General features: G+C 63.3%; 11 protein-coding genes and 1 tRNA gene. 3 read left to right on the forward strand and 9 right to left on the reverse strand.

Annotated features, from left to right (window positions below; genetic code table 11):
- Positions 1–66: 66 nt before the first annotated feature.
- On the forward strand, positions 67–1,881 hold the full coding sequence (locus PQ627_RS03140; protein ID WP_274258291.1) for an AMP-dependent synthetase/ligase: 1,815 nt from the start codon (positions 67–69) through the stop codon (positions 1,879–1,881).
- Between the two features lie 87 nt (positions 1,882–1,968).
- Here PQ627_RS03140 and PQ627_RS03145 read toward each other — a convergent pair whose 3' ends face one another.
- Entirely contained in the window at positions 1,969–5,364 is a 3,396-nt protein-coding gene (locus tag PQ627_RS03145) for a pyruvate carboxylase (RefSeq protein WP_274258292.1), read from the reverse strand.
- Positions 5,365–5,665: 301 nt separating this feature from the next.
- Here PQ627_RS03145 and PQ627_RS03150 point away from each other — a divergent pair, with 301 nt between their 5' ends.
- A complete protein-coding gene (locus PQ627_RS03150; RefSeq protein ID WP_144662595.1) occupies positions 5,666–6,475 on the forward strand; it encodes a ParA family protein in 810 nt (269 codons plus the stop codon).
- 85 nt (positions 6,476–6,560) lie between these two features.
- Here PQ627_RS03150 and PQ627_RS03155 read toward each other — a convergent pair whose 3' ends face one another.
- The 6 genes from PQ627_RS03155 to PQ627_RS03180 form a co-directional block, all read right to left on the reverse strand.
- Positions 6,561–7,154 carry a MerR family transcriptional regulator gene (locus tag PQ627_RS03155; protein ID WP_011774391.1) on the reverse strand — a complete coding sequence of 198 codons (594 nt, stop codon included), beginning with the start codon at positions 7,152–7,154 and terminating at the stop codon, positions 6,561–6,563.
- Between the two features lie 234 nt (positions 7,155–7,388).
- Complete coding sequence (locus tag PQ627_RS03160) at positions 7,389–7,892, reverse strand: bifunctional nuclease family protein (protein WP_144662596.1); 504 nt, start codon at positions 7,890–7,892, stop codon at positions 7,389–7,391.
- Positions 7,892–8,608, reverse strand: a complete 717-nt coding sequence (gene ftsR, locus PQ627_RS03165; RefSeq protein WP_274258344.1) for a transcriptional regulator FtsR — start codon at positions 8,606–8,608, stop codon at positions 7,892–7,894. The genes PQ627_RS03160 and ftsR overlap by 1 nt, the downstream gene beginning before the upstream one ends.
- A gap of 20 nt (positions 8,609–8,628) precedes the next feature.
- The gene (locus tag PQ627_RS03170; protein WP_144662597.1) at positions 8,629–9,105 is read right to left on the reverse strand and encodes an FHA domain-containing protein; all 477 of its coding nucleotides are present in this window, start codon (positions 9,103–9,105) and stop codon (positions 8,629–8,631) included.
- A gap of 138 nt (positions 9,106–9,243) precedes the next feature.
- A complete protein-coding gene (gcvH, locus tag PQ627_RS03175) occupies positions 9,244–9,630 on the reverse strand; it encodes a glycine cleavage system protein GcvH (protein WP_144662598.1) in 387 nt (128 codons plus the stop codon).
- 207 nt (positions 9,631–9,837) lie between these two features.
- Complete coding sequence (locus PQ627_RS03180) at positions 9,838–11,046, reverse strand: MFS transporter (RefSeq protein ID WP_144662599.1); 1,209 nt, start codon at positions 11,044–11,046, stop codon at positions 9,838–9,840.
- Between the two features lie 172 nt (positions 11,047–11,218).
- Between PQ627_RS03180 and PQ627_RS03185 the strand changes: the two genes are divergently transcribed.
- Positions 11,219–11,665, forward strand: coding sequence for a MarR family winged helix-turn-helix transcriptional regulator (locus PQ627_RS03185; protein WP_274258293.1), 447 nt, complete (start codon positions 11,219–11,221; stop codon positions 11,663–11,665).
- 113 nt (positions 11,666–11,778) lie between these two features.
- On the opposite strand, the gene PQ627_RS03190 is transcribed toward PQ627_RS03185, so the two are convergent.
- Positions 11,779–11,855: transfer RNA gene (locus PQ627_RS03190), tRNA-Pro, on the reverse strand.
- Between the two features lie 141 nt (positions 11,856–11,996).
- Positions 11,997–13,547, reverse strand: coding sequence for a ribosome biogenesis GTPase Der (gene der / locus PQ627_RS03195; RefSeq protein WP_144662600.1), 1,551 nt, complete (start codon positions 13,545–13,547; stop codon positions 11,997–11,999).
- Positions 13,548–13,550: the final 3 nt, after the last annotated feature.

Here is a 13,550-nt window from a genome sequence, read left to right on the forward strand (position 1 = left end):
TCTGCGAGCGGGCATACTAGAGTGAAAAGAAGCCCCTCGCGGCCCGTGGATATCAAAGGAGCTACCGTGCGTGAAATCAGTGTTCCTCCCCTCGTGAACATCTCCCCTGAAACCAACATCACGGACTTCGTGCTTCGGGAGGCGGAAAAGGCTTCCAACCCGCCGCTGTTCTCCAAGCTGGACGGCAGCGGCCAGTGGAAGGACATCCGCGCCACCGAGTTTCTCGAGGACGTCAGGGCGCTGGCCAAGGGCCTCATCGCCAGCGGTGTCGGCCAGGGCGACCGGGTGGGCATCATGTCCAGGACCCGCTACGAATGGTCCCTGGTGGACTTCGCGATCTGGTTTGCCGGAGCCGTCTCTGTCCCCATCTACGAAACGTCATCGCCGTCGCAGGTTGCCTGGAACCTTGGAGACTCGGGGGCTGTAGCCGCGTTCGGCGAGTCCGCCCACCATGAGGACATCATCCGCCAGGCCGTGGTCGCCGAAGACATCGCCTCCGTCGCCAACGTGTGGCAGCTCGAAGGCGCCGGCCTCGACGCCCTGCGCGCCGCCGGTGCGGGAGTTCCCGACGACGAACTTGAGTCCCGCCGCTCCGCTGCCGGCCTGCGGGATGTGGCCACCATCATCTACACCTCCGGCACCACGGGCAGGCCGAAGGGTTGCGAGCTGACGCACGGCAACTTCGTGGAGCTGTCCGAGAATGCGCGGGCCTCCCTGCCGGAGATCATCAACGAGTCCGGCAAGACCATCATGTTCCTGCCGCTGGCCCACGTTTTTGCCCGCTTCATCTCCGTCCTGGCTGTGGCCGGGGGTGTCCAGGTGGCCCACACCCCGGATATCAAGAACCTGCTGGGCGACCTCCAGAGCTTCCAGCCCACGTTCATCCTCGCTGTCCCGCGTGTCTTCGAGAAGGTGTACAACTCCGCATTGACGAAGGCCGAAGATGGCGGCAAGGGCGCCATCTTCCACCGGGCCGTGGACACCGCGATCGCGTACTCCAAGGCACGCCAGGACGGACGCCTCGGCCTCGGGTTGAAGATCAAGCACGCTGTGTTCGACAAACTGGTGTACGGAAAGCTTCGGGCGGCCATGGGTGGACATGTCGCCCATGCGGTATCCGGTGGCGGTCCCCTGGGCGAACGCCTGGGCCACTTCTTCCAAGGCATCGGGCTGCAGATCCTTGAGGGCTACGGACTGACCGAAACCACGGCTCCCATTTCCGTCAACACCCCCTCCATGATCAGGATCGGAACCGTAGGGGCTCCCCTGCCGGGGAACTCGGTCAAGATTGCAGACGACGGCGAAATCCTCGCCAAGGGCGTCTGCGTCATGCGCGGCTACTACAAGCGCCCGGACCTCACCGAAGAGACGTTCACGGAGGATGGCTGGTTCCGCACCGGTGACATCGGCGAACTGGACAGCAACGGCTTCCTGAAGATCACCGGCCGCAAGAAGGAAATCATCGTTACGGCCGGCGGCAAGAATGTGGTGCCCGCCCTGCTGGAGGACCAGATCCGCTCCGATGCCCTGGTCTCACAGGTCCTGGTGGTAGGCGACAACCGTCCGTTCATCGGCGCGCTGGTCACCCTGGATGAAGAAGCTTTGCCCGGCTGGCTGGAACGACACGGGCTGCCTTCGAGCACCACCCTGGAAGAAGCCAGCGGGCACGCTGTCGTGAAGGCCGCCGTGCAGGAGCTGATCAGCAAGGCAAACCAGTCGGTGTCCCAGGCCGAGGCCATCAAGTCCTTCCGTGTTGTTCCGGCGGACTTCACCGAGGCCTCCGGACACCTCACACCGTCCCTGAAGGTCAAGCGGGCCCAGGTCATGAAGGACTTTGACGCAGTCATCGAGGAAATGTACTCCGCTCCCCGGGCGTCGTAGCCGGCATCGCCGGAACGAAGGCAGGAAACTAAAAAGGAACCCCTCCCGGACTCAGTCCGGGAGGGGTTCCTTTTGCGGTGCTTGTTGCTAGCTGACGACCAGCAACAAGTCCCCGCCCTGCACCTGCTCCACCGCCGAGATGGCCAGGCGCGAAACCGTCCCGGCCACCGGCGTCGTAATGGAAGCTTCCATCTTCATCGCCTCAATGGTGGCCACGGTGTCGCCGGCCTTGACGGTGTCACCTGCCTTGACGGTGACGGTCACGGCGCCGGCGAACGGTGCGGCGACCTGCCCAGGCTGGGCGGGGTCGGCCTTCTCTGCCGCCTTGACGTTGCTCACGACAGAACGGTCACGGACAACTACCGGGCGTGACTGGCCGTTGAGCGTACACATGACCGTGCGCATGCCCTTCTCGTCGGCTTCTGACACGGCCTCGAGCTGGGCAATGAGGCGAACGCCCTTTTCCAGCTCAATGACGTGCTCTTCACCGTGCTGGAAACCGTAAAGGTAGTCGCGGGTGTCAAGCACCGAGACGTTCCCGTAGGTTTCAACGCTCTTCAGGTAGTCCTTGGTGGGACCGGCAAAGAGGAGGCGGTTCAGCGTCTGCTGCCGCGTCTTCGAATCGCCCTTGAGGGCTTCGCTGTCCTCGGGGCTGATCTCCACATCGCGGACCTTCACACTGCGGCCTTGCAGGGCCTTGGTACGGAAGGGCTCAGGCCAACCACCGGGAGGATCGCCGAGCTCACCGGAAAGGAAGCCGATGACGGAGTCCGGAATGTCATAGTTCTGCGGGTTCTCATTGAAGTCCGCAGGATCCGCGTTGAGGCCTACAAGGTGCAGGGCCAGATCGCCCACCACCTTGGAGGACGGTGTGACCTTCACGAGGCGGCCGAGGATGCGGTCGGCTGCCGTGTACATATCCTCGATGGCCTCGAACTGCTCGCCAAGCCCCAGCGCAATTGCCTGCTGGCGGAGGTTGGACAGCTGGCCACCGGGGATCTCGTGCTGGTAGACGCGGCCCGTGGGACCCGGAAGACCGGATTCAAACGGTGCATAGACGCGTCGGACGGCTTCCCAGTAGGGCTCCATGGCACCGACATTTTCCAGGCTGAGGCCCGTGTCCCGCGGAGTGTTCGCGAGGGCTGCCACCAAAGCGGAAGCCGCAGGCTGACTGGTTGTTCCAGCAAGGGAAGCAGCAGCCACGTCCACGGCGTCAACGCCTGCGTCGACGGCCGCCAAGAGCGTGGCGAGCTGGCCACCGGCGGTGTCGTGCGTGTGGAGGTGCACGGGCAGGTCGAAGCGCTCACGCAGCGCGGTGACCAGTTTGGCCGCAGCGGCCGGGCGCAGGAGGCCGGCCATGTCCTTGATCGCGAGGATGTGTGCACCGGCGTCGACGATCTTCTGGGCCAGGTCCAGGTAGTAGTCCAGCGTGTAGAGGTCCTCGTTGGGATCCAGGAGGTTGCCGGTGTAGCAGAGGGCCACCTCGGCCACGGCCGTTCCCGTTGCCCGCACGGCCCGGATGGCGGGGGCCATCTGGTTGACGTCGTTGAGGGCGTCGAAGATACGGAAGATGTCGATGCCGGTAGCCGCGGCCTCGTTCACGAAGGCTTCGGTCACCTCTTCCGGGTAGGGCGTGTACCCGACGGTGTTCCGGCCGCGCAGGAGCATCTGGATACAGGTGTTCGGCAGGGCCTTGCGCAGCGCTGCCAAACGGTCCCAAGGATCTTCGCCCAGGAAGCGGAGGGCGACGTCGTACGTGGCACCGCCCCAGGCCTCGACGGAAAGCAGCTCGGGAAGCAGCGCCGTCACGGCCGGTCCTGCCGCCACGAGGTCGCGGGTGCGGACACGGGTGGCCAGGAGTGACTGGTGGGCATCGCGGAACGTGGTGTCCGTGACTGCCAGGGCGTTCTGCTCACGCAAGGCCTTGGCAAAGCCCTCCGGACCGAGCTCCTGCAAACGCTGGCGCGAGCCCGAGGTGGGGACGGGCCCGTCGATTACCGGCAGCTTGCTGGCGGGATCCGTGTGGACGGGCAGCTCACCGTTGGGCTTGTTTACCGTCACATCGGCGAGCCAGGTCAGGAGCTTGGTGCCACGGTCTGCGGAGATGTGGGATTTGAGCAGCTCGGGGCGCTTGTCGATGAAGTCCGTGGCGACATTGCCGGCGTTGAAGTCCGGATCTGCAAGAACAGCCTGCAGGAACGGGATGTTGGTGGAGACGCCGCGGATACGGAACTCAGCGAGGCCACGGCGGGCACGGGCAACGGCAGCGGGGTAATCACGGCCGCGGCAGGTCAGCTTCACAAGCATCGAGTCAAAGTGGGGGCTGATCTCGGCACCTGAGTAGACGGTACCGCCGTCGAGCCTTACACCGGCGCCGCCGGCAGAACGGTAACCGGTGATCTTGCCAACGTCCGGGCGGAAGCCGTTCGCGGGGTCCTCGGTGGTGATGCGGCACTGCAGCGCGGCGCCCTTGATGGACACGGTCTCCTGGCTCAATCCCAGATCTGCCAGGGTCTCCCCCGAGGCAATGCGCATCTGGGCCTGCACCAAGTCGACGTCGGTGATTTCCTCGGTCACAGTGTGCTCCACCTGGATACGGGGGTTCATTTCGATGAAGACGTGCTGGCCGGCACGCTCACCTTCAGTGTCGACGAGGAACTCGACCGTTCCGGCATTGACGTAGTTCAGCGCTTTGGCAAATGCTACGGCGTCGCGGTAGAGCGCCTGGCGGATGTTCTCGTCCAGGTTCGGCGCCGGGGCAATTTCCACGACTTTCTGGTGGCGGCGCTGCAGCGAACAGTCACGTTCGAACAGATGCATGACGTTGCCTTCGGCATCGGCAAGGATCTGCACTTCGATGTGGCGGGGGCGAAGCACGGCTTGCTCAAGGAACATCGTGGGGTCGCCAAAGGCGGCGTCCGCTTCGCGCATGGCCGACTGCAGGGCTTCGGGCAGCGCTTCGCGCGTCTCCACGCGGCGCATTCCGCGTCCGCCACCACCGGCTACTGCCTTGGCGAAGATGGGGAAGCCGATTTCTTCCGCCGCCGCGATGAGTTCGTCCAGGTCCTTGGACGGCTTGCTGGACTTCAGGACGGGAACGCCGGCCTTCCGGGCAGCCTCCAGGGCGGCAACCTTGTTACCTGCCAGTTCCAGCACTTCCGCAGGAGGACCCACGAAGGTGATGCCCTCCGCTTTCGCGGCGCGTGCGAGGTCCGGGTTCTCGGACAGGAACCCGTAGCCGGGGTAAATGGCGTCTGCGCCGGCTTCCTTGGCGACGCGGACAACCTCCTCGACGTCCAGGTAGGCACGGACGGGGTGGCCCACCTCGCCGATCAGGTAAGCTTCGTCGGCTTTCTGCCGGTGGATCGAGTTACGGTCCTCATGCGGGAAGACGGCTACGGTCTTGGCGCCCAGTTCATAACCAGCGCGAAACGCCCTGATCGCGATTTCTCCGCGATTGGCCACCAGAATTTTCGAAAACATACTTCTCCTGCATCATTGCGGGTGGATCGGTCGGTGGTCACAGTGTGTAGTGCCGCCAGCATCAAACACAAATCTTTGTGGCAACCATCACAATGGATTCGTCATCTGGACGGTATATGCGTGCGCGCGAAGCGACGCCGTGCTATTACCTCCTCTATTCCCCGGGCCGGGCGCGTAGAAAGCGGGATTCCGCGCCGAAGCACCATATGATGTTGTGGGGGCTTCGGCAAGCCCCGGCTCCTGGGATTCCGGAGCCGAAGGAGCGCGATACGGCAACCGGCGTTAGGTTTTGGGTTTTCAAGTGCAAGTAGTCAGCATCAGCAGCCTCAAAGGTGGAGTGGGAAAGACGTCCGTGACCACCGGTCTGGCGTCCGCGGCCCTCGCAGCCGGCATCCCTACTTTGGTGGTGGACCTTGATCCCCATGCCGACGCCACGACGGCGCTTGGAGTTCAGCCGGGCGGACAGCAGGACATCGGCCGAATGCTGAAAAGCCCCCGGCGCGCCAAGCTCCAGGACAACGTGGCCGGCAGCAGCTGGGTTTCCAACGGCTCCAGCGACGGCACGTTGGATGTCGCCGTAGGATCTGCCTTCACCGGGATCTACGACCGGCCGGACCTTGGCCGCCGCGACCTCCGCAGGCTGTCAGCCGTTCTGGCCGGCGCCACCAACTACGACTTGGTTCTGGTGGACTGCCCTCCTTCGTTGAATGGACTGACGCGCATGGCCTGGAGTGCCAGTGACCGCGTGGTCCTCGTGGCCGAACCGGGTCTTTTCTCCGTGGCGGGTACGGAACGGACAATGAGGGCAATTCAATTGTTCCGCCAGGAATTCGCTCCCAACCTGGCCCCGGCAGGCATCGTCGCCAACCGCGTCCGCAGCGGATCGGCCGAGCACACCTTCCGCTTGGCCGAAATGGAATCCATGTTCGGAGAGCTGTTGTTGAGTCCGCACATCCCCGAACAAGCCAACTGGCAGCAGATCCAGGGTGCGGCCCACTCGGTCCACCACTGGCCCGGAGACTCAGCCAAGAACGCCGCCAAACTTTTCGACGCCCTCCTTGAGAGCCTCCTTGAGGGACAAGGCTCCGTCAGGGACCGCCGCCAACGCTGACCGGCACCGGAATTTCATGCCGCTACAAAAGAAAGCCTCGTCCCGGCAGGGACGAGGCTTTCTTCACGTTTGAGGGGGCGGATGCCTAACCGATACGGCGTGCGACGCGGCGCTTGCTCAACTCGTCGTCGGGAAAGGACTGCTCCGCAGCGTGCTCACTCGGCAGGGCGGCCAGGCTGCCCTCGACTTCGCGCCATACGCGCCCCACGGCTATGCCGAAGACGCCTTGCCCGCCTTGTACGAGGTCAATGACCTCGTCCGCGGACGTACATTCGTAGACGCTGGCGCCATCGCTCATCAAAGTGATCTGCGCAAGGTCTTCGACTCCACGCTCGCGGAGGTGTTCAACCGCGGTTCGAATCTGCTGGAGGGAGACACCGGTATCAAGGAGGCGCTTGACCACTTTCAGGACCAGGATGTCCCGGAATCCGTAAAGCCGTTGCGACCCTGAGCCCGCCGCTCCGCGGACTGCCGGCTCGACGAGACCCGTTCGTGCCCAGTAGTCGAGTTGGCGGTACGTGATACCTGCCGCCTTGCAGGCGGTCGGGCCGCGGTAGCCCGCGTCCTCGTCCAACACGGGAAGATCTTCTGTGAAGAGTAGACCTTGGGCGCCGGATGCGGGCGCAGCAATGCCGGCAGAGGACTGCTTCAGCTCGCCTGCTTCGCCTTTCGGACTCACGTGACCTCCTTGTTGTCAGCTCCCTTGGGGACGGTGCATACCCTGATACAACGACGAAATGCAGCAGTGTAATTCCCGCAAGTCGGCACCTTCCAGTGTGACTTGCGCGGGCAGTGTATGCAACGGGAACTTGATACTTCGACGTTAGGCCCGGGAAGGGCCGAGGTCAAAGACCCCGGCCCCAAAATCCTGTCGTGTCGAAAGTTTCACCCTCAACTTTAGGTTGAGGGTGTCTCAACCTTCAAAATCTTCAGGCTCAACGTCGTCCAGGAACTCGCGGAACCGGCGCATTTCACGCTCTTCCTCCACGGTGGGATCAGGCTCGGAGTCTTCGCCCTCATCATGTTCGGTGATCCGGACGCCTGCCTCTTCCATGACCGCATCCGCGCACCAAATACGGCACTTTGCCCGCAAAGCCAGGGCAAGGGCGTCCGACGCCCTCGAACTGACCACCGTGCCGTCGTCGAACTGGAGCTGCCCGTAAAAGATGTTGTCCTCTACGGCCACAATGTTCACGCTGATGATCGTGTGGCCCAGGGATTCCACGACATCGATCAGGAGATCATGCGTCATGGGCCTCGGCGGGACCACACCCTGCTGGGCAAGGGCGATGGCACTGGCTTCGGGTGTGCCGATCCAGATCGGCACGTGCCGTTCACCGTTGAGCTCCCGCAGAAGCACCAAGGGTTGGTTCGACGGCAGTTCAATCCGTACTCCGACGATTTCGACTTCTATCATCAGCTGTCCATCCGCGAGATTCGGTCGTGGACCAGGGCCCTGTGCAGGGTAAGGCAGAGATCGCTGATCTCGCGCGCAGCCTCGGCAGCCCGGGCCTGCGATGCCGCATCACGCCGGGACGTCAAAGGCGCGACCGCTCTTTCCACCAAGCCGAACTCCCGTTCAGCCGCAGCCTGGAAAGGACGAAGATGCCGGGGCTCCAGGCCGTGCCCTTCCAATTGGACACAGGCCCTGGCCACTTGCAGCGCGTGCTCATCGAACTTGCCACCGACATGGGAGATCAAGCCGAAGCTCAGGAGTGATTCCAGCAGGGGCACGCTGGCGCCGGACTCTGCGCGCAGTTGCTCCTCCGTGAGGGCACGGGCGCGGCCCTGCACTTCTGCCGCCATCTCCGCAGAGACCACCCTCGGCGAGACCGTAACACCCGGCGGGAGGTTTTCCGGCCGTTCGCCACGGTCAATCGCGTCAAGGTAGTCCTTGATCACTTTGAGGGGCAGGTACTGGTCACGCTGGAGGGCAAGCACAAATCGGAGGCGCTCGACATCGCTGTCCGCGTACTGCCTGTAGCCGGCAGGGGTCCTCTTTGGATTGATGAGTCCTTTTTCCTCAAGGAAACGGATTTTGGACGCGGTCATCTCGGGGAAATCATCGCTGAGCTGCGCCAGGACTTCCCCGATGTTCAGGACCTGCGGTCCGCGACGGTCAGGCTGGGCAATAGCCACAGGCAGGTTCCCCGTCAGACTTGGCCTGCAGGGCGGACAGGGCTGATGTAGTAGGTCAACCGGAACTTGCCGATCTGGACCTCGTTGCCGCTCTTGAGCTGCACGCGGTCAACGCGGTCGTGGTTGACGTAGGTGCCGTTGAGGCTGCCCATGTCCACCAGCTCGAAACCGGACGCCGTGCGGATGAACTGCACGTGCTTGCGGGAGACCGTGACATCGTCAAGGAAAATGTCCGCGTCAGGATGCCGGCCAGCAGTGGTGGTGTCGGCATCGAGCAGGAAGCGGGCTCCGGCATTGGGACCGCTGTGGGCAATGAGCAAAGCCGAGTTCGGCGGGAGGGCGTCCACGGATGCACGCTCTTCAGGAGCCAACTTGGGGGCAATGCTTGGCTCGTCCCATGTTGGCGTGATGCTGATCGAGGTGGTCTCCGACGTCGGCTGTTCCTCCGCGCCGTTCCCGACATTGGCTTGGTTCTTGTCGCCGCCAACCATGGAATTTCCTCCTCATCCGCTGGCAGTCCCAGACCCTGCCAGCCACTTCCGCATCCCGGTACCGCCGGGCAAATCGGTTGCTGGCCCGTCCGCCCTCTTTCCCTGAGATGGGAAAACAGCCGGGCGGGCCAGATAACTTTAGCCTACCTGTTGTTCGTACTCCGATGCACTGAGCAGGGAATCCACTGCGTCAGGTTCTGCAAGCTTTACTTCAATAAGCCAGCCTTCGCCGTACGGGTCCGAGTTGATCAGTGCGGGATCCGTGTCCAGGGCATCATTGCGATTGATGACCTCACCGGTAACCGGAGCGTAGATATCACTGACGCTCTTGGTGGATTCGACCTCCCCGACAACCTCGTTGCCGGTGACTTTGGTGCCCGGTTCCGGCATCTGTGCGTACACCACATCACCCAACGCGTCCTGCGCGAAATCGGTAATGCCAATCCGCACAACGCCATCGGCATCCGGAGCGGTGACCCACTCGTGCTCTGCGGTGTAGGAAAGTTCTTCTGGAATATTGCTCACGGGTGGCCTTTCATCGGGACAATGACGAACCTCGACGGCGGCCTGCACAGCTGACCACCGCTGAAAGTATATGCATATTTCCCCCGCGTCCGATGGGGATTTTCCATGATTGCGCCGAACACAAAGTGCAGAGCCCGGCCCCGGCGCCAGAACGCCGAGAAGCCCGTCGCGGGTGATCCGAGACGGGCTTCTTATGTAATCCGCGCGTTAGGCGACCGTGGCCCCGCGGGGTTCGCGTTCGACGTCGGACGATGACTTGGGTGCCGCCGCTCCCCCGCGCTTGGCTGCTGCAGCTGCTGCCAGCATGACCAGAAGGGCGGCAACGGTGATCGCGGCACCGGCCCAAATGGGCGAGGTGTAGCCGAGACCGGCGGAGATTGTGACACCGCCAAGCCAGGCACCCAGCGCATTGCCAAGGTTGAATGCGCCGATGTTCGCACCCGATGCCAGCGTGGGCGCAGTGGCAGCAAAATGCATGACACGCATTTGGAGACCCGGAACGGTCGCGAACCCGAAGCCGCCCATCAGCGCCAGGGAGACCAACGTGGCAATGCTGCTGGAGGCTGTCAGGGCGAAGAAGACCAGGACCACAGCCAGTCCGGCAAGGATGAGGATGAGCGACTTGTCCAAGGCCTTGTCAGCGGCCTTGCCACCCAGGAAGTTGCCTGCGAACAGACCACCACCGAAGAGCACCAACAGCCACGGCACCGCACTGGATTCGAATCCGGAGACCTCTGTGAGCGTGAAGGCGATGTAGGTGAACGCTCCAAACATGCCACCGAATCCAAGAATGGTCACAATGATGGAAAGCCACACCTGACCGGAGGTGAAGGCGCCAAGTTCGCTGCGAAGACCCTTCGCGGGCCCGGCGCTGTCCCTGGGAACCATGAGTGCGATTCCCAGCAGCGCTACGACGCCAATGGCGGTGATGGCCCAGAACGTCGAACGCCAGCCGAAGTTCTGCCCCAGCAGGGTCCCGAAGGGAACGCCCAGGACGTTGGCAGCAGTCAGTCCGGTGAACATGATCGCGATGGCGCCAGCCTTTTTGTGGGCAGGTACGAGGCTTGCGGCCACCACTGAGCCGATGCCGAAGAAGGCGCCGTGGCACAGGGCCGCCACGATCCGTCCGATCAGCATGGCCGGGTAGGAATCGGCTATTGCTGAGAGGAAGTTGCCTGCAATGAACAATACGAGCAAGCCCATGAGTACGGGCTTGCGTGGAAGCCGGGTCACGGCGGCCGTCACCAAAAGGGCGCCAACCGTGACGCTGAGGGCGTAGCCGGAGATGAACCAGCCAGCCGAAGCCTCACTGACCTGGAAGTCGGCGGCAACTTCCGGCAAGAGGCCCATGATCACGAATTCGGTCAGTCCGATGCCGAATCCGCCGAGGGCAAGGGCAATCAACCCTGCGGGCATGTGGAACTCCTTCATAAGGTGGTTCCCCTGGGGAAGTGGAAGTGCGCCGCCGGGAACCGTAGAATAATAGTTGCAGACGCTCTATATATAGTTGCACACGCTAGGTACTTGCGCAAGCAACTACTTTTGGATGCGTCGCGACCGACTCAACCAAGGCAGGAGCACAGCAGACATGGGCATCAAGGATGACGCCGTAGAAGTACGGGCACAGGGCTGGCGTACCCTTGCCGCCCTGCACGGGAGCATCGAGGCGGAACTGGAGAAGGCACTCCAATCCTCCAACGAACTCTCGGTAGTGGAGTACACCGTCCTGGATGCCCTGAGCCGCCAGGACGGTTGGCACATGCGGATGCAGCAACTCGCCCGCGCCACCGCCCTCTCCAGCAGCGCCACGACCCGCCTGGTCAACAGGCTGGAAGATCGCGGGCTGCTGACCCGCATTCTGTGCGCCGATGACCGGCGCGGGATCTACACGGAGCTGACATCGGCCGGGCAAAAGCTCCTGGAAGCCGCCAAGCCCGTCCATGACGAAACCCTGGCCACAGCCCTGGAGGCCGCTGAGGCTGTACCCGAACTTGAGCCACTGGTGAGGGCGCTCGGGGCGCTCCAAAAGGTTTAGCCGCCCCGGGCTTGTTCGTGCGGGTCCGCCTGCAGGGCGGGCCTGCCGAACAGGCCCGGGACTTTAACGACCAAAGGCCGGAATCACGTGTTTCCACGTAATTCCGGCCTTTTTGGTCGGGCTGACAGGATTTGAACCTGCGACCCCTTGACCCCCAGTCAAGTGCGCTACCAAGCTGCGCTACAGCCCGCTGGTTCCACCGTTCTCCGCCCAGGTTTTTCTCCGAAGAGTCCCACCTAAGCAGTCCGGCCGAACCACCTCCAAAAGCTTACACGAAGTTGGAGGTCGAAGACGCCATCACAGCCAAAGTAGGCTGTGATGCGCGTCTCACTTAGCGCTTCTTGCCCCGCTTCTCGCGTACGCGCATGCTGACTTCGATGGGCGTGCCCTCGAAGCCAAACGTTTCGCGGAGGCGGCGGGTGATGAAGCGACGGTATCCCGGGTCCAGGAAGCCGGTGGTGAACAGCACGAACTTCGGCGGACGGCTGGAAGCCTGGGTGCCGAAGAGAATACGCGGCTGCTTTCCACCACGGACGGGGTGCGGGTGGGCTGCCACCAGTTCACCCAGGAATGCGTTGAGGCGTCCTGTGGGGATGCGGCGGTCCCAGCTCTCCAAGGCTGTGTCCAGCGCGGGAACAAGCCGGTCCTTGTGCCAGCCGGTCTTGGCCGAGATGTTCACGCGGGGAGCCCACTCGACGTGCGCCAGGTCCTGCTCGATTTCGCGCTCGAGGTACCGGCGGCGTTCGTCGTCCAGCAGGTCCCACTTGTTGAACGCCAGCACCAACGCGCGGCCGGACTCAATGGCCAACTGTAGGATGCGGACATCCTGCTCGCTGAGGACTTCGTCGACAGCAAGAAGAACGACGGCGACCTCCGCCTTTTCGAGCGCGGCCTGCGTGCGCAAGGAAGCGTAGAAGTCCGCACCCTGGGCCATGTGCTGGCGGCGGCGGATACCGGCGGTGTCCACGAAGCGCCAGGTGCGCCCGCCGAGCTCGATGAACTCGTCTACGGGATCGCGTGTGGTGCCGGCCAGCGGGTCCACGACAACGCGTTCGGATCCGGCGAGCTTGTTCAGCAACGAGGACTTGCCCACGTTCGGTCGTCCGATCAAGGCGATCCTGCGCGGACCGCCTGAGCGCTCCACGCCTTCCACCAGCGAGTACTCGGGAAGGGTATCCATGACGTGGTCGAGGAGATCGGCAACGCCACGGCCGTGAAGGGCAGATACCGGGTACGGTTCACCGAAACCCAGACCCCACAGGGCGGCGGAATCTGCTTCCTGTGCGAAGTCGTCCACCTTGTTGGCGACCATGATGACCGGCTTCTTGCTCTTGCGGAGCATCTTCATGACGCCTTCATCGGTGGCAGTAGCACCAACAGCGGAGTCCACCACGAAGAGAACGGCGTCAGCGAGCTCAACGGCCATCTCGGCCTGTTCTGCTACCCGGGCATGGATTCCCTTGGCGTCGTGTTCCCATCCCCCGGTGTCCACGAGGGTGAAGTTACGGCCGTTCCAGCGGGCCGAGTACATCACGCGGTCGCGGGTCACGCCGGGGGTGTCCTCGACCACGGCTTCGCGGCGGCCAAGGATTCGGTTAACCAAGGTGGACTTGCCCACGTTCGGACGCCCGATAATGGCCAGGACGGGGTCCAGCTTGAGGGGACCTTCCTCGCCTTCGTCGCCGTACTCACCGCTGAGCAGCGCGGCGTCTTCGTCGTCGAGTTCGTAGTCGTCCAGGCCAGCCCGGAGAGTGGCGGCACGCAGCTCCGCCTCGTCGTCGTCCAGGGCAGCCAGGTTTTCAGCCACCTGGTCGGTGCCGGTGGGCGTGTATTCGTCGTCGCCGGCTCCGTGAAGTCCGGATTTTTGAGTCGTATCGCTCATTGC

It is taken from the genome of Paenarthrobacter sp. AB444 (genome assembly GCF_028736865.1).
In the GTDB taxonomy this organism is placed as follows: domain Bacteria; phylum Actinomycetota; class Actinomycetes; order Actinomycetales; family Micrococcaceae; genus Arthrobacter; species Arthrobacter nicotinovorans_B.

What these genes read in the sequence shown, in the direction of transcription:
- PQ627_RS03145 (WP_274258292.1), bottom strand. Translation starts at nt 5,364, where the DNA reads ATGTTTTCGAAAATTCTGGTGGCCAATCGCGGAGAAATCGCGATCAGG.
- PQ627_RS03160 (WP_144662596.1), bottom strand. Translation starts at nt 7,892, where the DNA reads ATGATAGAAGTCGAAATCGTCGGAGTACGGATTGAACTGCCGTCGAAC.
- PQ627_RS03170 (WP_144662597.1), bottom strand. Translation starts at nt 9,105, where the DNA reads ATGGTTGGCGGCGACAAGAACCAAGCCAATGTCGGGAACGGCGCGGAG.
- PQ627_RS03180 (WP_144662599.1), bottom strand. Translation starts at nt 11,046, where the DNA reads ATGCCCGCAGGGTTGATTGCCCTTGCCCTCGGCGGATTCGGCATCGGA.
- PQ627_RS03185 (WP_274258293.1), top strand. Translation starts at nt 11,219, where the DNA reads ATGGGCATCAAGGATGACGCCGTAGAAGTACGGGCACAGGGCTGGCGT.
- der (WP_144662600.1), bottom strand. Translation starts at nt 13,547, where the DNA reads ATGAGCGATACGACTCAAAAATCCGGACTTCACGGAGCCGGCGACGAC.